Here is a 17493-nt window from a genome sequence, read left to right as displayed (position 1 = left end):
ATGAGAAGCAGGGCCGACTCAGCCGTGCAGCAGGCCGTGCACGGCGGGCTGCGTCAGCGTTTCGAGCCGGGTGAGCCAGGCGAGCGCCTCGGTGCGCGTCGTGCCGCACATCTCGGCCTGCGGCTGCAGGCCGGAGCAGCACGCCGGCCGCTCGGGCCGGCCGAAGATGGCGCAGCGCAGGTCGTCGCCGAGCTGCACGCAGCGCACCCCCGCCGGCTTGCCGTGCGGCATACCCGGAATCGGACTCGAGATTGACGGCGCGATACAGCACGCCCCGCAATCCGGACGGCACGCATGACCCACCACGTTAAACGGAGATTCGACAGTCACCACACTCTTCCTGAAACTTCCTGAAACGCATCGACACTCGCTGGCAGTAACCATGCGGCACGCCAACCCTGCATTGTGCCACTGCGCCGCGTGCGACCTTTTTACACAATGCGGAGCGTGACTGCTCCCGTAAACTTGGACACATACGAAAGGCCACGCTCAAGAGGCGCCTGTCCCGTTCCATCCGGTCTAGCCGACCCGCAGGTCTCTGTCGCACTCCCCGGCGTGGCGCCCACCGAGCCGCCCATGACCCACGCCGACACGCTCTTCCGCCCCGACCTGCTCGCCAAGTACAGCGCAAACGGTCCACGGTATACGTCCTATCCGACCGCCCTTCAGTTCCGCGACAATTTCGATCCGGCCGACTACCGGCGCGCCGCAGCCGATCCGGGCGCCTCTGCGACGGATCTCTCGCTCTACTTCCACATTCCGTTCTGCGACACCGTCTGCTTCTATTGCGGCTGCAACAAGGTGGCGACGAAAAACCGCGCACGTGCGCGCCCTTACCTCGACCGCCTCAAGCGCGAACTCGCGTTACAAGCGGCCTGCTTCGACACCTCGCGGCCGGTTTCGCAACTGCACTGGGGCGGCGGCACGCCGACCTTCCTGTCGCACGACGAAATGAGCGAGTTGATGGCGGCCACCCGCCGGCACTTCACGCTGAGTCCCGACGCGTCCGGCGAGTTTTCGATTGAAGTCGACCCGCGCGAGGCATCGGCGCAGACCATCGTGCATCTGCGCACGCTCGGCTTTAACCGGTTGAGCCTCGGCGTGCAGGACTTCGATCCGCTGGTCCAGCGGGCCATCAACCGTATCCAGCCGCTCGAGATGACAGCCTCGGTGATGCGCGCTGCACGCGCGACGGGGTTTCACTCTATCGGCGTCGACCTGATCTACGGACTGCCGCATCAAACCGTCGACAGCTTCAGCCGCACCCTCGACACCATCCTCGCGCTCGCGCCTGACCGGCTGTCGGTGTTCGGCTATGCGCACATGCCGCAGCTCTTCAAGATGCAGCGGCAGATGGACGCCACCGCGCTGCCCTCACCCGCCGTGCGTCTGGCGATCCTGCGGCTGGTGGTGGAGCGTCTGACGAGCGCGGGGTATGTGTACATCGGCATGGATCATTTCGCGCTACCCACCGACGAGCTGGCGCGCGCACAGCAACAGCGCACCTTGCAGCGCAATTTCCAGGGTTACAGCACGCGGGCGGAATGCGATCTGATTGGTTTTGGGGCGTCGTCGATCGGCAAGGTGGGCGACGTGTATGCGCAGAACGCCAAGGATCTGCCGGGCTACGGCGCGGCGATCGACGCCGGCCGCCTCGCGATCGCGCGTGGTGTGAAGCTGACCGCCGACGACCGCTTGCGGCGCGACATCATCACGCAACTGATGTGCAACCTCGAACTGCGCTTCGATGAATTCGAAGCGGCGTATGGCATCCGCTTCGCCAAGACGTTCGCCCCGGAACTGGAACGCTTGCGCGGGTTTGCGGTGGACGGGCTAGTGTCGCTCGGCGTCGGCAAGCTCGAAGTATTGATGGCCGGAAGGATGCTGGTGCGCAACATCGCAATGGTGTTCGACCGGTATCTTGGGCAGCAGACCATGGAGCGGTTTTCGCGGACAGTTTGAGGGGCGGGTAAGTACGGACCGGCCGCAGGTTCCGCCCGGGAAGCCGATTGTCACCAGGCGAACTTGCCCGGCGCGGCGTTTTCGGACATAATCTGCGTTTCCCGCCGCGCGCAGCCTTATGCGCACGTGTCGCAAGACAAGCCCAGGTGGTGAAACAGGTAGACGCAGGGGACTCAAAATCCCCCGCCGCAAGGCGTGCCGGTTCGAGTCCGGCCCTGGGCACCAGTCAATCGTTTCGTCAAGTTCTACTCCCAACCCCGCAAGAGCCTCGTGCCTGTGGGGTTTGTTGTTTCAAGGGACTCCGCGCAAGTTTGTTGCCGCCGCGCGTGGCAAACCGCCCAGGCGCAGCGACACCCGTGCCCGCGGCACGGCACGGCGCGTATCTCACCCCTCCAGAAACTCGTTCAGCAAACGATTCACCTCCGACGCCGCTTCCATCTGCACCATGTGCCCTTTGCCCTCGAGCACATGCACGCGGACCTCGCCCGGCAGCCCCTGCGCATGCGAAGCCGGGATGATCTGATCGCCCGCCCCCCAGATCACCAGGACGCGCGGCGCGAGCCCCGCCAGCCGGTCGCGATAGCCCGCGCGCTGCGCGTCGCCCTCAAATGCGGACGCAGCAATCTTGCGCAACGCCTCCTGCACGCCTTCGAGCCGCTTGTACTTGACGATATCCTCCACAAGCTGACGCGTGACGAGCGACGGATCGGCGAACAGCTTCGCCAGTTGCGGCTTGAGCGCATTGCGATTGCTGCCTTCCGTGAAGCCGTTGATGTAAGCGCCATTGATCTCCTTGCCCAGACCCGCACCGGAAATCAAGGACAGCGAAGCAATGCGCGTGGGCGCCTGATCGGCCACCGTCATCGCCACTAGCGCGCCCATCGAATGGCCGATCAGATGCGCACGTTCGATGCCGCGCTCGTCCATGAACGCGATCACGGCATCCGCCAGTTCCTGCGCACTGCCGCTCTCGACGGCTTTGCCCGACTCGCCGTGACCCGGCAAATCAAGCGCCCACACGGCGCGATGCGCGGCGAGATCGGCGTGATTGAACAGCCAGTTGTTCAGATCGCCACCGAAGCCGTGAATCAGCACCGCGGGTGTGCCGCCCTCGCCCAGCTTCAGATAGCGCACCGTGCGTCCGCCGATCTGCGCTTTCTCAGGCTGTGGCCCGCTTTCGCCCGCTTCCGCGCTGGCCGGCACGAAGTCGCGCTGGAACGCTTCCACCGCGGCATCGATCTCGGCCTCGCCGGCTTCGGCGTCGGCCACCACCGCGAGCAACGTGCCGACGGCCAGGGTATCGCCCTCCTGCGCGATCTGCCGCCGCAAGATGCCGTCGAACGCACATTCGACGCCCGACGCAATCTTGTCCGTCTCCACGTCGAGGATCTCATCGCCTTTGGCGACCCGGTCGCCGATCGCCTTGAGCCAGCCGTTCACCTGGCCGTGCTCCATCGACAGGCCCCACTTGGGCATCGTAATCATATGAATCGGCATCGCTTAGCCTCGCACTTTCAGCACGGCGTCGGCAATCTGCTGGGCCGACGGGATGTACATGTCCTCGAGCACGCCGGCGAACGGCGTGGGCGTATGCGGCGCGGTCACCATTTCGATCGGCGCCTTCAGCGAATGAAACGCGCGTTGCGCGATCAGTGCGGAAATATCGGTGGCCATCGAGCAGCGCGGGTTGGCTTCGTCGACCACCACCACGCGGCCGGTCCGCTCGGCGCTCTCGAGGATCGTCTCCTCGTCGAGCGGCGAGGTGGTGCGCAAATCGATCACCTCCACGTCGATGCCGTCCTTCGCGAGTTTTTCCGCGGCCTCCGTGGCGTAGTGCACCATGCGCCCATACGTGACGATCGTCGCGTCGTTACCCTCACGCACCACATTGGCTTCGCCGAACGGAATCGCATACGACTCTTCCGGCACGTCGCCTTCGCGTCCGTATAACAGCTTGTGCTCGCAGAAAATCACCGGATCGTTGTCGCGGATCGCCTGAATCAAGAGGCCTTTCGCGTCATAAGGCGTGGACGGACACACCACTTTCAAACCGGGGATATGTGTGAACAGCGAGGTCAACATTTGCGAATGCTGCGCGGCCGCTCGCAAGCCGGCGCCCTGCATCGCGCGAATCACGACCGGCGTGACCGCCTTGCCGCCGAACATATAACGGAATTTCGCGGCCTGATTGAAGATCTGGTCAAAGCAGACGCCCATGAAATCGATGAACATCAACTCTGCCACCGGCCGCATGCCGCATGCCGCCGCGCCCACTGCCGCGCCGATATAACCGCCCTCGGAGAGCGGCGTATCGAGCACACGGCCCGGATACTTGTGAAACAGGCCTTTCGTCACACCGAGTACGCCGCCCCATGCATCCTGCTCGCCGGGCGAGCCGGCGCCGCCGGCGTTGTCCTCGCCCATCACGATGACGGTTTCATCGCGGGCCATTTCCTGACTCAGTGCTTCGTTGATTGCCTGAGAGAAGGTGATTTTGCGTGCCATGTCTATCTCCTGGATCGTTTAGGTATGCAACGGATGCGTTACGGATAGGACACGTACACGTCGCTCAACAGGTCCTCGGCGGTGGGCAACGGCGCGGCTTTAGCTTCGCTCACGGCGCTGTCGATCAAGCTCTTCACCTCCGCATCGACGCCGCGCAACTGAGCCGCGGTGAGCATCTCCGCGCGCACCACGCGCTCCTCGAAACGCTTCAGGCAGTCTTTCTCGTCGCGCAGTTTCTGCACTTCGCCGGGCGCGCGATAAGTCTGCGCATCGCCTTCAAAATGGCCGAAATAACGCGAGAATTTCACTTCGACGAGCGTCGGGCCGCCGCCCTGACGCGCCCTTTCGATCGCTTCGCCGAGCGCTTCGTGCACCGCGAAGAAATCGAAGCCGTCGACGATCACGCCCGGCATGCCGAAGCCGCTCGCGCGGTCTGCGATGTTGTCGGTCGCCACCGACCACGTCGACGACGTCGCTTCCGCGTAACCATTGTTCTCCGCCACGAAAATCGCCGGCAAGCGCCACACCGAGGCGAGGTTCATCGACTCGAAGATGACGCCCTGATTCGACGCGCCGTCGCCGAAGAAACACACGCCCACGCCGCCGGACTTCTTGTACTTGGCCGCGAGCGCCGCCCCGCAGATCAACGGGCCGCCCGCGCCGACGATGCCGTTCGCGCCGAGCATCCCCTTCGACAGATCCGCAATGTGCATCGAGCCGCCTTTGCCGTGGCACACCCCGGTTTTGCGGCCGTAGATCTCGGCCATCATGCCGCGCACGTCCACGCCTTTGGCGATGCAATGCCCGTGGCCCCGATGCGTGGTCGCCACATAGTCCGCGTCGTTCAAATGCAGCATCGTGCCGACCGCCGACGCCTCTTCGCCCGCGTACAGATGCACGAAACCGGGTATTTCGCCGGTTGCGAACTCCACGTGCAGGCGCTCCTCGAACTCGCGGATCGTACGCATCATCCGATACGCCTTCAGCAATTCGTCCTTGCTCAAATCCGTTGAAACCGACATGGTGTGTCTCCTTGAAATGAATGCCCTGTCTGTCCACCGCTACCTACGTGTGCTGTGCAACGCCATTTGCCACTTCCCGAACCAGTTGCCGCGACGCCGAGTAACGCAGCGTGCGTTCGACATCGACAGTGAGCGGTCCGTCCCAGTCGAGCGAGATTTCGTACTGGTCGCCGCGCTCGAGTTCGATTTCGCGCTCGCCGTCGAAGGCGAGCGTGCCGCGCTCCGTCTCGAGCGGCATCCAGCCGCCGACTTCGAAACGCTCGCAGGTACGCATCAGCACCCGCTCGACGCGGCCCGGCGCGATCGGCGCGACCAGCGGTACGCCGGATTCGCCGGGCCGCGCGAAACGCAGATGCAGGCCATGCGCCGCCGTACGCTCGACCGGCGCCCACGCGCCGCCGATCGACGACAGGCCGATACCGTCGGGCGAAGCAAAGGTGAGGAACAGCGTTTCGATATCGGACGGCTCGGAGATCGCGCGAGCGCCGACGAAGCGTTGCCGGCTCACGCAGACATCTACGAGCGCGATCTCCGAGCGGCCGCGATTGGGGCCGGCGACGCAGCGCACCACGAGCCGCTTGTTGCGCGTGAAGGCCACCTCGGCCGGCACGGCGCCGGAGGTCGCCAGCGCGCCGGCGAGTCCAGCGACGGTCGCCTCGCGCAGATCGGGGAAGGCGTTGTTGGTGCCGGTCGATAACGTCAGGAGCGGCACCCGGCCGCAATGCGCGGCCACCGCGCGATGCGTGCCGTCGCCGCCGAGCACCGCGATCAGTTCCACACCGGCGCGCAGCATCGCGGCGACACCTGCATGCGTGTCGGCGACGCTGTCGGTGATCGGTAGATCGATGAAATCGACCGCGGGCCAGCGCTGCTGCGCACCGACCGCCGCATGGGTGTCGAGCGCGCGCAGCAGCAGCGCAGCGACGCCGGTGCGGTCGCGCAACGTCAGCACACGATCGACGCCCAGCGCGCCGAGTCCCGCCAGCAAACGCACCACCATGTTGGCTTTCTCTGAAGTCGGGAACACGGACGCGTAGCTGGTCAGGCGGCGTATATCGCGTCCCGATGCAGGGTTCGCGATCACACCAACGGTAAAGGGCGCTGGCACTGTGCTTGTCTCCTGTCCACGGGATATGCGGACGTTTTATTCGACACGCGGTCTTCGAATGAACGCGCGTTTGTCGTGAGCGAGACACTGCAAAGCGTGTGCCAATGTTTCCAAACGAGCACGATGCCCCGCGAAAGTGCCTTGTTTAAAGGGCTCTTCTGTTAGTAGCGAGTGTGCGGGCAGCGTCGAACGCGGCGTGACGCAACGCGCCGCGCGTCTCAAGCGGACCATGAACGCGCGTCGTGGCGAGACAGGCAAACCGGGCAGCGTCGCGTTGAGCCATATAACGCCTGCTTTGCAGCGCTCGGCGACCGCGTCTCAGGCACCGATGAGACGAACGTCTCACGCGTCTCGCATGCTGCATTGCAGTGTGATTGATGCTGCTGGATGTGCTACAAGATCAGCCTGAACTGACTGTGTGTCGCTCGACTGGAGCCGACCATGCCTTACGTTTCGCAAAACCAGCATGTCGAGCGCGTGCGCGGCGCTATCGAAGGGCGCTTGCCCGCGCCCGCGGATTCCGCGCGGCTCGTCTCGTCATGGCAGCGTTCGTTCGAACAGTACCGGCTCGATCCGGGCGCCGTGATTGGACCGCGCGTCCTCACGTCTGCGGAATTGCGCGACGTACAGGGCAAGGAGGAAGCGTTCCTGCGCGCCTCGGGCCAGTGTCTGACGCGTCTGCACGACATGATCCGCGTGGCCGACTATTGCGTGATGCTCACCGACGCTCACGGGGTCACCATCGATTACCGTATCGACCGCGAGCGGCGCAGCGATTTCAAGCACGCAGGGCTCTATATCGGATCGTGCTGGTCCGAACGCGAAGAAGGCACCTGCGGCGTGGCAAACGTGCTGACTGATCTCGCGCCCATCACCGTGCACAAGACCGATCACTTCCGTGCGGCCTTCACGACGCTGACCTGCAGCGCCGCGCCCATTTTTGCGCCCACCGGCGACATGATCGGCGTGCTCGACGCCTCCGCGGTTCGCTCGCCTGACAACCGCGACAGCCAGCGGCTCGTGTTTCAACTGGTGCGGCAAAGCGCGGGGCTGATCGAAGACGGTTACTTCCTCAATCAAACCACGCAGCACTGGATGCTGTTCGGGCACGCGAGCCGCAACTTCGTGGAGGCGCAACCGGAGGTGCTGATCGCCTTCGACGAAAGCGGCAACCTGGTCGCCGCGAATCGCAAAGCGCGCGAATGCATTCCAGCCTTGAACGGCCCACGTCATATCGACGACGTATTCGACACCGCCGATCTGCATCTGCACGATGTCGCCCGCACGGATGCGATTGTCTGTTTGCGTCTGCGCGCAACCGGATCGACGCTCTATGCGCGGATTCGCGCGCCGCTCAAACGTGCTGCACGGACATCGGCCAGCGCAGCGGTTGGCGCTGCCCGGCTGTCACCCAACAGCGCCCACGACCACCTGCAGGTTGGCGCACTGAGCCGCTTTCTGGGGAGCGCGGACTCGCGCATCGCGCACAATGCGTCCGTGGCGATGCGGCTGATCGGCAAGCGGCTGCCGATTCTGATTCTCGGCGAAACGGGTGTCGGCAAGGAGGTCTTCGCCCGCGCGGCGCACGATTCGGGCACACGACGCACGCGGCCATTCATCGCAGTAAATTGCGGCGCAATTCCGGAGTCGCTGATCGAGAGTGAATTGTTCGGCTACGCCCCCGGCGCGTTTACCGGTGCACGCAGCCGCGGCGCTCGCGGCAAGATTGCGCAGGCGCATACCGGCACGCTCTTTCTCGACGAAATCGGCGATATGCCGCTCAATCTGCAAACGCGCTTGCTGCGCGTGCTGGCCGAAGGCGAGGTGATGCCGCTGGGCGGCGATGCGCCGGTACGTGTCGACATTGACGTGATTTGCGCAACGCATCGCGACCTCGCGCAGATGGTTGCCGAAGGATCGTTTCGCGAGGACCTGTACTACCGTCTAAGTGGCGCCTGTTTGCCGATGCCGCCGCTGCGCGAGCGCGCGGATATCCGCGATGTCATCGCTGCCGTGTTCGACGAAGAAGCGCAAATGGCCGGCCACGTGCTGACGATAGACCCGCGGCTCGCCGAGCGCCTCGCGAGCTTTGCGTGGCCGGGCAATATCCGGCAGTTACGCAATGTGCTGCGGTATGCGTGTGCGATCTGCGATTCGTCGCGGGTCGAAATGCGGCACGTTGCGCCTGACGTCGCGGCACGGCTCGATCCTGAGGCTGCGGGCAATCGGACGTTGCCCGCAATGTTGCCGCCACAATACGACTCGTGCGACGAACGCACGCGCATAGTCGAAGCGCTCACGCGACATCAATGGCGGCCCAACGCCGCAGCGCAGGCATTGGGGATTTCGCGGGCCACCCTGTACCGGCGAATTGCCAAACTGGAGATCGTGGGGCCGCACCGTAGTTGAGCGCCGTCGACGCGTATCGCGAGGCACCGCCTGGATACTCAGGCCGTCACCCCGCAGAAGCATATCGACGGTTAGCGCGTAGCGTGAACCACGGCCCCCGCCCGCCGACGCTTCACCACATAGCTGACCCACATCGCCAGCAACCAGACCGGCACCAGCCACACGGATACGGACAACCCCGGCGTCATCGCCAGAATCACCAGGATCATTGCCATGAAGGCGAGGCAGATCCAGTTGCTAACCGGGAACCAGAACGACTTGAACACCAGCGTCTCTCCGGCCTGCATCATCGCCTTGCGCGACTTCAGATGCGTGAGGCTGATCAGCGCCCAGTTCAGCACCAGCGCTGCCACGACCAGCGCCATCAGCATGCCGAGCGCTTCCGACGGAATCACGTAGTTGACGATCACGCAGGTGAACGTAGCGAGCGCCGACAAACCGATCGCCAGATACGGCACGCCGCGGCGGTCCACCTTCATCAGCGCGCGCGGCGCGTTGCCCTGCTCCGCGAGGCCGTACAGCATGCGGCTATTTGCGTACACGCCGCTGTTGTAGACCGACAGCGCAGCCGTCAACACGACGACGTTGAGGATATTCGCCGTGAGGGTCGAGCCGATTTGCGAGAAGATCATCACGAACGGGCTGCCGCCTGCGGCGACCTGATTCCACGGATACAGCGACAGCAGCACCACCAGCGAGCAGATGTAGAAAATCAGAATCCGGTAGATCACCTGATTCACCGCTTTCGGAATGCTCTTGCGCGGTTCGTCCGCTTCAGCCGCCGTTATGCCGATCAACTCGAGGCCACCGAACGAAAACATGATCACGGCCAGCATCATGAAGAGGCCATGGAAACCGTGCGGGAAGAAACCGCCATCCGCCCAGAGGTTGGTGATCGATGCTTGCGGACCGCCATGGCCGCTGATCAGCAGATAGCCACCGAACAGGATCATGCCGATCACCGCGACCACCTTGATGATCGCAAACCAGAATTCGGTTTCGCCGTAGGCCTTCACGTTAGCCAGATTGATGGCGTTGATGCCCACGAAGCAGACCAGCGCCGATACCCAGGTGGGCACACCCGGCCACCAGAAATGCACGTAGGTCCCGACCGCCGTCAACTCCGCCATGCTGACCAGTACGTAGAGTACCCAGTAATTCCAGCCCGACAGAAAGCCTGGGAAATCGCCCCAGTACTTGTAGGCAAAGTGGCTGAACGACCCGGCTACGGGCTCTTGCGCGACCATCTCGCCGAGTTGCCGCATGATCATGAAGGCGATGATGCCGCCTATTGCGTAGCCGAGAATCATGGACGGCCCGGCTGCCTGCAACACGCTAGCCGACCCGAGGAACAAGCCCGTGCCGATCGCCCCACCCAGCGCGATGAGCTGGATATGACGGTTCTTCAGCCCGCGCTTCAGGCCTTCTTGCTGCTGTGGACTATTCAAAATTGCGCCCCACTGTAGGGATGTCGATCACCCAGACAAACTGATGGTTTGAGCTGGCAAAGCCAAAGATTTTAGCGTGTCCGCTATGGCCCACGTACTGGGAGGAACCCGTGGCGCGAGATTCGTCCCGTTTCGCATGACGTTTATGCCTCGTGATTCATACGTGTTGGCTGCGTGCGTTTGTGGCGTGCGTTTGTGGCGTGCATTCGCTGCGAGCATTTGCGCGTCATGCGGCATCGCATCGCCGCAGGGGCTGCTAGCGAAGATTCGTGTTCGCCAGTTCCACCACCTCGTCGCCGCGACCGTTCAATACTGCTCGCAACATGTACAGGCTGAAGCCCTTGGCCTGGGACCACTGGATCTTTGGCGGCAGCGCCAGCTCATGCTTCGCGATGACCACATCGATCAACGCGGGCCCGGGATGCGCGAAGGCGTCGCGCAGTGCATCGCCAATTGCTTCGGAATCCTCCACACGCACGCTGTAGATTCCGGCGGCCTGGGCGATAGCTGCAAAATCCGTGGCGCTGAGATCGGTGCCGCTATCGAGGTAACCGCCGGCCTTCATCTCCATCGCGACGAAGCCGAGCGAACTGTTGTTGTACACCACCACCTTGATCGGCAGATCGAGTTGACGGGCGGTCAGCAGATCGCCGAGCAGCATCGACAGGCCGCCGTCGCCCGACAGCGAGATCACCTGCCGGTTCGGCTGCGCCGCTTTCGCACCCAGCGCCTGCGGCATGGCGTTCGCCATCGAGCCGTGGTTGAACGAGCCGTGCAGGGTACGCTTGCCGTTCATGGTCAGATAGCGCGCGGCCCATAGCGTGGGCGTGCCGACGTCGACGGCGAACACGGCGTCCTCGTCGGCCACTTCATCGACGATGCTCGTCAGGTATTGCGGATGAATCGGCTTGCCGGGATCCGAGGGACGCGCGAGATCGTCGAGCGTGACGCGCGCAGCGAAGTAATGAGTGCGGGCACGCTCGATGAAATCGCGATCGGTCTTGCGCGTGAGCTTCGGCAGCAGCGCCTGCAGGGTGGGCTTGATATCGCCGACCAGTCCCATCTTCAGGGGGGCGCGCTTGCCGAGCGCGCTGCCACGGCGATCGATCTGCACGATATTGCCGTGCGACGGATAAAAGTTGCGATAGGGGAAATCGGTGCCGAGCATGACCAGCATGTCGGACGACATCATGGCGTAGTAGCCGGAACTGAAGCCGATCAGGCCGGTCATGCCGACGTCGTAAGGGTTGTCCCACTCGACGTACTGTTTGCCGCGCAACGCGTGGACGGTTGGCGCGCCGAGCGCGTCGGCGAGCGCGACGACTTCGTCGTGTGCGCCGGCGCAACCGCTGCCGCACAGAAGCGTGACGCCTTCGGCTTGATTCAGGAGCGTGGCGAGGCGGTCGATATCGGCGGCGGCGGGCAACAGCGTGGCGGGCGCCGACGTGTCGGACCAGGCGGGCGCTTCATTGGGTGCTTCGGCGAGCGCGACGTCGCCGGGTAGCACGATGACTGCGACGCCCTGCTGCTCGATCGCGGTGTGCATCGCGGTGGCGAGAACGCGCGGGAACTGCGATGGGTTCGTCACCAGTTCGACGTAGTGACTGCACTCTTTGAACAGCGCTTGCGGATGCGTTTCCTGGAAGTAGCCGAGGCCGATTTCCGATGAGGGGATATGCGCCGCGATGGCGAGTACCGGTTGGTGATTGCGATGGCAGTCGTACAGGCCGTTGATCAGGTGCAGGTTGCCGGGGCCGCAGCTGCCGGCGCAGACAGCTAGTTTGCCGGTGGCGGCGGCATCGGCGCCTGCGGCGAAGGCGGCGACCTCTTCGTGGCGGGTGTGCATCCAGCGGATCGACCCGAGGCGGTAGAGGCTGTCGGAGAGGCCGTTCAGGCTGTCGCCGGTCACGCCCCAGATTCGTTCGACGCCGGCTGCGTGAAGGGTTTTTGCCAGGTAGTCTGCGATGGTCTGGGTGGGCATGGGTTTGCTCCGCAGGGTGGGGGGCAGGTGGGGGCTATTGTCGTACAGGTTTGGGGTTTTTGTCCTTTGGGACCGGGGTTTTGCCTGCGGCGCCTTGTTTTTGGCTGTTTTCTTGGGGTGTTGGCCTTTCCTTGCTTTCTTAGCGGTCTATTTGTGTTGCCCCTGTGCGGGGCGGCACTTACTTTCTTTGCCGCCGCAAAGAAAGTAAGCAAAGAAAGCGGGCTGCCACCGCCAGCCCGTAGTGAGCCACCTCTCATGCGACCACCAAGTGGTCCGAGACAAGACAGTCTCTCGCACCACCCGCGTAAGTGGCACAGCACTCATTCATCCCGCCAGCGCACTCCGTGCGCGGCGGAAGGGTCTGCTAGGGGTGGGATGCGGGTGTGAACACGTAAGGTATGTGCGTTAAATGTTTGGATGCCTAATCATAAGTGAGACGAGACGTGACAGGCGTACCGAAGATCTGTTGTGCCGGGCCGCTCTCTATTTAGGCATCCAAACATTTCAACGTGAGCATTGCCAGTTCACACTTGCGTGCCACCATGGGTGGACCCGTCCGCTGCGCACGGAGTGCGAAGGCGGGATGGATGAGCGCTGTGTCACTGACGGGGGAAAATGCGAGAGAGGGTCTCGTGTTGGGCCGTTCCCCGGAGCAAACCGGGATGGCTCACTACGGGCTAGCGGTGGCAGCCCGCTTTCTTTGCTTACTTTCTTTGCGGCGGCAAAGAAAGTAAGTGCCGCCCCGCACAGGGGCGAAGCTAATAGACCGATAAGAAAACAAGGAGAGGCCAACACCGCAGGAACAACGCCAAAACCAAGACGCCGCAGGCAAAACCCCCACCCCTACCCCCCCTCCGGCACACCGTCAAGCCGCGCAGCAGCCGACCCAACAATAATGAAAACCTGAACAAAAAACGCGCCGGCCGCGACCAAAAGACAAACCTCCATCCCCCAGCACCCACTAACACCTGCACCGAGAAGCGCCCCAACCGGCCGCGCCCCATACGTAGCGGTACTATTGATCGCCGAAACCCGCCCCATCATCCCATCGGGAGTAATAGCCTGACGCAACGTCGTCGACCCCACCACCCAAAGTATCGGCCCAACCCCAAGCAAAAAGAAACTTAGCATTGCCAACCAGAACGACGGCACGATCAACGTCGCCACCATCACCAGCGAAGCCAGCAACCCGCAAAACGGCCCAATCGTCAGCACCCGTCCAAACCTGATCCGCGCCGCGATTGCAGGCGCTGCCAGCGCCCCGCACACCATGCCAACCCCATACGCGCCCAACGTCACCCCCACCGCCGACGCCGTCAGCCCAAGCCGATGCACCGCATACGGCACATACACCGCCTGCAACATAAAAAAACCAAGATTGAAAAACACCGCCGTAGCGATCATCGGACGCAACAAGGCATCACGCAGCACGAAACGCGTGCCGTCACGCAACTCACGCAGGAAATGCCGTTGCCCCGTCTGCGCGCGCGGCGGCTCGCGCAACCCCGCCAGCAACGCCACCGCCAACGCCGACAGCCCCGCCGCGCAACCATACGCCCACCCCGCGCCGATCCAGCCCACCAGCATCCCACCGAGCGCTGGTCCCGCTGAATACGCCGCGCTGCGCGCCAATTCGAGCCGCCCATTCGCGACAGCGTAAGACTCGCGCGACACGAGCGAAGGCACCAGCGACGGCGCCGCCACGTTGTACGCCACCGTGCCCGTTGCGCCCAGACACCCGAGCGCGGCAAGCCACAGCAAGGTCAACCCATGCAAGCCCACCAGCAACAGCACACTCAGCATCGCAATCACCCGCATGCCCTCAGCAAGCGCCATCAAGGTTCGACGCGAGCGGCGGTCGGCCCAGACGCCGAACGGAATCGACAGCAACAGGAACGGCAAGGTCTGTGCCGTCTGCAGCAAACCGGTCTCGCGCGCGCTCGCGCTGAGTGCGAATACTGCGACGAGCGGCGCCGCGGCCAGGCTGATCTGCTCGGCAGACTGCGCCACGAGGTTCGACCACGCAAGCCGCTGGAACGCGGCCGGCAGTCTGACAACGGAATGGGGAACAGGAATACGCATCGATGACCTCCGGCTTCAATGAGGTCATCGTCACCGCTTCGGCCGCGCGGTACGCCCCGCTTCTTGCTCTGTTATTGACGGGACGTCGTCGCGAGCCTTTAACGCTTCGCCTGGTTAAGACGCCGGGGACGCCGAAGGCGCAAAGGGCACCGCGCACGCTTCATTCGCTCAGGGCGCATACGACGAAGCCATGCCGCTCTCAAGCCCATGATCGAGCGTCGTCCGAATAATCGACAACCCGCGCGCGAGCGCTTCGCGCGACGGCGCGCCGGTCATGCAGACGCGAATCGCGTGCGGCGCAGCGTTGCGCCCAATCACGAAGCTGTCCGCCGTCTTGACGAGTACACCCTCGTGACGCAGCGCCGCCGCGAATTCCGCCGCGCGCCACGGTTCCGGCAGCGGCAGCCACAGGTGCGAGCTGGTCTCCGCATGCCGGTACGCCACGCCCCTCAGCACCTCGCTCGCCACCTCGTGCTGGGTCTCGATGTGCGCGCGCTGCAAGCCGTTCAACCGCTCCATCTCGCCGTTCTCGATCCAGCGCGACACCACTTCCGCCATCAATGGCGCCGTCATCCAGCAATCGCTGCGAATCACCGCCGCAATCTTCGAACACCAGGCCGGCGGCGCCTGCAGATAGCCCACACGCAAACCCGGCGCAACGGACTTCGACAAGCCCGCAATCAGAAACGACTGATCCGGCAAACGCGTCGCCAGCGGTTCGGGTGGCGCGTCGAGCAACATGGCCGGCACGAGGTCTTCGATCAGCAGCACGCCATGGCGCTGCAGGATCGCGGCGACGGCGTCGCGCCGCTCGCTCGACATCGTCGCCGTGGTCGGATTGTGGATGGTCGGCACGCAGAAGATGGCGCGCGGATGCAGCGACTTGCACGCCAGTTCGAGCGCGGCCGGCACCAGACCCTCGGCATCGATTTCGACGCCCACCAGATGCAGCCGCAGTTGCCGCGCCAGCGCGATGATGCCCGGGTAGCTCACCACTTCGGCCAGCACGGTATCGCCCGGCCGCGCGACCGCGCGCAGCACCGACGCCAGCGCGTGCTGCGCGCCCTGCGTGACCAGCACGCGCGACGCGCTCGCCGGACTGCCCGCCCGGCCAAGCCATGCGGCGCCCGCCAGGCGATGCCGCATCGAGCCCGCCTCCGGCGCGTATTGCAGCAATTCGGCGGCAAGCCGCTCGTCGTTGGCAATCTCATGCAGCGTCGCGGACAGCGCCGCCGCCTCTCCAGTGGACTGCGGCACGTTCTGACCCAGATCGATCAGCGCCGGGGGCTGCGGCATGCCCGGCCGCAACATGCCATGTGCCGCGCCGGACGACATCTCCCGCGCACGGGCCTGCGCCACGTAGGTGCCGTCGCCGACGCGCGCATTCGCGAGCCCCTGGCGTTCCAGCTCGGCGTACGCGCGGCTGATGGTGCCGGTGGTCACATGCAGTTCGCTGGCGAGCGACCGGTGCGGCGGCAGTTTTTCGCCCGCCGGCAACTGGCCGTTGAGGATCGCCTGCGCAAACGCTCGCGCAATGACCTGGTATTTCGGATCACTGCCCGCTTCGATCCGGGGCAGCCACGCGTTCATCGCCATGATGCGACGGTCTCCTTCTTGGTGGCATTGCTATGCCATGGGTGTCATTAACATGATACGCATTCAATATCACGACATTGCATGCAGTCATTTACTTTAATTGAAGCGATTGAGTTGCTCGTTTCGGCTCCATAGCATGGCGTCATTCCCAATTCAATGTGCCGCCTCGATGCGGCACTGCGGCATCCACCCAGGAGCGCCCCATGAGCCGTGAGACACCTCGTATCAGCCGGATCGACATCACGCATCACCAGCTCGAACTCAACCCGCCGTTCCCGGCCTCGTGGGATAGCCAGCCGCGCCGCAAATTTCCCGCCACGATCGTGCGCGTCCATGACGATGCGGGTCATGTCGGCATCGGCTCGGGCGATGCGATGTACGGCTTCGCCGATTACCAGCACCTGTTCGTCGGTACCGATCCGCTCGACCTCGCGCGCCATAGCGCCGTCCTCGACAACATCGGCTTTCACGCCGGCCGCCCGTGGCCGCTCGATATCGCGCTGTGGGATCTGGCCGGCAAGATTCGCGGCGAACCCTGCTGGAAGATGATGGGCGGCCGCAGCAACCGGATTCGCGCGTATGCATCGAGCGGCGTGCACCGGCATCCGGACGAGATGGCGAAAATGGCGCTGCACGTCGCGTCACGCGGCTTCCCGGCGCTGAAGATCCGCTTCGGCCGCCCGAGTCTCGCGGACGATTTCACCGCCCTCGCCGCCGTGCGCGACGCGGTAGGCAGCCGGCTCGAACTGATGGTGGACTGCAACCAGGGCTGGCGCATGCCGTGGGACACGGCTGCGCCGTGGACGGTGAGCGAGGCCCTCGAAGTGGCCCGCGAACTGGAAAAGCAGGACGTCTACTGGATGGAAGAGCCGCTGCACCGCGGCGACTACGAGGGCTACGCCGCGCTGCGCCGCGCCACCACGCTGCGCATCGCCGGTGGCGAAATGACCCGCGAGCGCTATGAGTTCGATCAGTTGCTCGCGCACGACTGCCTCGACGTGTTTCAGCCCGACGTGGCCTGCTCGCTCGGCATGGAAGGCCTGCGCAAGCTCGCGCAGGCGGTCGAAGCGCGCGGCAAGGTGTTCACCCCGCACACCTGGGGCAACGGCATCGGCCTCGCGGCCAACCTGCATCTGACGGCGGGCGCCGCGTCGGCGCCCTTCATCGAGTTCCCATACGACCCGCCGGAATGGTCGATCGAGCGGCGCGACTTCATGTTGACGCGGCCGATCGACGTCGACGGCGAAGGCTGGCTCACGCTCTCCGACGAACCGGGCCTCGGTCTGACGCTCGACGAAGACGTGCTCGCCGCAACGCAAAGTTCACGCAGTACTTACGCCTGACGCCTCGCAAGAGGCCCACACGAAAAAGACGGAGACA

The 17493-nt window shown here is 64.2% G+C and carries 12 protein-coding genes and 1 tRNA gene; 4 read left to right on the top strand and 9 right to left on the bottom strand.

Going from position 1 to position 17493, the window contains the following annotated elements:
* Positions 1–18: 18 nt before the first annotated feature.
* Positions 19–333 (bottom strand): YkgJ family cysteine cluster protein, encoded by a 315-nt coding sequence (locus tag P3T42_RS23465; protein WP_429307381.1) that lies wholly within the window; start codon positions 331–333, stop codon positions 19–21.
* 243 nt (positions 334–576) lie between these two features.
* Here P3T42_RS23465 and hemN point away from each other — a divergent pair, with 243 nt between their 5' ends.
* Positions 577–1962 (top strand): oxygen-independent coproporphyrinogen III oxidase, encoded by a 1386-nt coding sequence (hemN, locus tag P3T42_RS23460; RefSeq protein WP_429307380.1) that lies wholly within the window; start codon positions 577–579, stop codon positions 1960–1962.
* A gap of 140 nt (positions 1963–2102) precedes the next feature.
* A tRNA-Leu gene (locus P3T42_RS23455) sits at positions 2103–2187 on the top strand.
* 159 nt (positions 2188–2346) lie between these two features.
* Here the strand turns inward: P3T42_RS23455 and P3T42_RS23450 are convergent.
* The 4 genes from P3T42_RS23450 to P3T42_RS23435 are packed head-to-tail and all read right to left on the bottom strand — an operon-like array spanning position 2347 to position 6597.
* Positions 2347–3459, bottom strand: a complete 1113-nt coding sequence (locus P3T42_RS23450; RefSeq protein WP_429307379.1) for an acetoin dehydrogenase dihydrolipoyllysine-residue acetyltransferase subunit — start codon at positions 3457–3459, stop codon at positions 2347–2349.
* 3 nt (positions 3460–3462) lie between these two features.
* Positions 3463–4467 carry an alpha-ketoacid dehydrogenase subunit beta gene (locus P3T42_RS23445; protein ID WP_074300549.1) on the bottom strand — a complete coding sequence of 335 codons (1005 nt, stop codon included), beginning with the start codon at positions 4465–4467 and terminating at the stop codon, positions 3463–3465.
* 38 nt (positions 4468–4505) lie between these two features.
* Entirely contained in the window at positions 4506–5489 is a 984-nt protein-coding gene (locus tag P3T42_RS23440; protein WP_429307378.1) for a thiamine pyrophosphate-dependent dehydrogenase E1 component subunit alpha, read from the bottom strand.
* Positions 5490–5532: 43 nt separating this feature from the next.
* A complete protein-coding gene (locus P3T42_RS23435; protein ID WP_429307377.1) occupies positions 5533–6597 on the bottom strand; it encodes an ATP-NAD kinase family protein in 1065 nt (354 codons plus the stop codon).
* A 441-nt stretch (positions 6598–7038) separates the two neighbouring features.
* On the opposite strand from P3T42_RS23435, the gene P3T42_RS23430 reads away from it, so the two are divergent.
* Positions 7039–9006: a sigma-54-dependent Fis family transcriptional regulator gene (locus P3T42_RS23430; protein ID WP_429307376.1), complete on the top strand. Its 1968-nt coding sequence runs from the start codon at positions 7039–7041 to the stop codon at positions 9004–9006.
* 71 nt (positions 9007–9077) lie between these two features.
* On the opposite strand, the gene P3T42_RS23425 is transcribed toward P3T42_RS23430, so the two are convergent.
* The 4 genes from P3T42_RS23425 to P3T42_RS23410 all read right to left on the bottom strand — a co-directional run bounded on the left by P3T42_RS23425 (position 9078) and on the right by P3T42_RS23410 (position 16113).
* A complete protein-coding gene (locus P3T42_RS23425; protein WP_429307375.1) occupies positions 9078–10454 on the bottom strand; it encodes an amino acid permease in 1377 nt (458 codons plus the stop codon).
* 256 nt (positions 10455–10710) lie between these two features.
* The gene (gene poxB / locus P3T42_RS23420) at positions 10711–12435 is read right to left on the bottom strand and encodes a ubiquinone-dependent pyruvate dehydrogenase (RefSeq protein ID WP_429307374.1); all 1725 of its coding nucleotides are present in this window, start codon (positions 12433–12435) and stop codon (positions 10711–10713) included.
* Positions 12436–13278: 843 nt separating this feature from the next.
* A complete protein-coding gene (locus P3T42_RS23415) occupies positions 13279–14517 on the bottom strand; it encodes an MFS transporter (protein WP_429307373.1) in 1239 nt (412 codons plus the stop codon).
* Positions 14518–14685: 168 nt separating this feature from the next.
* Entirely contained in the window at positions 14686–16113 is a 1428-nt protein-coding gene (locus P3T42_RS23410; protein WP_429307372.1) for a PLP-dependent aminotransferase family protein, read from the bottom strand.
* 203 nt (positions 16114–16316) lie between these two features.
* Here P3T42_RS23410 and P3T42_RS23405 point away from each other — a divergent pair, with 203 nt between their 5' ends.
* Positions 16317–17456 carry a mandelate racemase/muconate lactonizing enzyme family protein gene (locus tag P3T42_RS23405; protein WP_429307371.1) on the top strand — a complete coding sequence of 380 codons (1140 nt, stop codon included), beginning with the start codon at positions 16317–16319 and terminating at the stop codon, positions 17454–17456.
* Positions 17457–17493 lie beyond the last annotated feature (37 nt).

It is taken from the genome of Paraburkholderia sp. GAS38, from assembly GCF_050434965.1.
GTDB classification, from domain to species: domain Bacteria; phylum Pseudomonadota; class Gammaproteobacteria; order Burkholderiales; family Burkholderiaceae; genus Paraburkholderia; species Paraburkholderia phenazinium_A.
The sequence above is the reverse complement of the archived record's forward strand: the minus strand, read 5'-3'. Positions and strand labels throughout refer to the sequence as shown.

Coding starts and splice junctions, on each gene's coding strand:
- hemN (WP_429307380.1), top strand. CDS start 577: ATGACCCACGCCGACACGCTCTTCCGCCCCGACCTGCTCGCCAAGTAC.
- P3T42_RS23450 (WP_429307379.1), bottom strand. CDS start 3,459: ATGCCGATTCATATGATTACGATGCCCAAGTGGGGCCTGTCGATGGAG.
- P3T42_RS23445 (WP_074300549.1), bottom strand. CDS start 4,467: ATGGCACGCAAAATCACCTTCTCTCAGGCAATCAACGAAGCACTGAGT.
- P3T42_RS23440 (WP_429307378.1), bottom strand. CDS start 5,489: ATGTCGGTTTCAACGGATTTGAGCAAGGACGAATTGCTGAAGGCGTAT.
- P3T42_RS23430 (WP_429307376.1), top strand. CDS start 7,039: ATGCCTTACGTTTCGCAAAACCAGCATGTCGAGCGCGTGCGCGGCGCT.
- poxB (WP_429307374.1), bottom strand. CDS start 12,435: ATGCCCACCCAGACCATCGCAGACTACCTGGCAAAAACCCTTCACGCA.
- P3T42_RS23415 (WP_429307373.1), bottom strand. CDS start 14,517: ATGCGTATTCCTGTTCCCCATTCCGTTGTCAGACTGCCGGCCGCGTTC.
- P3T42_RS23410 (WP_429307372.1), bottom strand. CDS start 16,113: ATGGCGATGAACGCGTGGCTGCCCCGGATCGAAGCGGGCAGTGATCCG.
- P3T42_RS23405 (WP_429307371.1), top strand. CDS start 16,317: ATGAGCCGTGAGACACCTCGTATCAGCCGGATCGACATCACGCATCAC.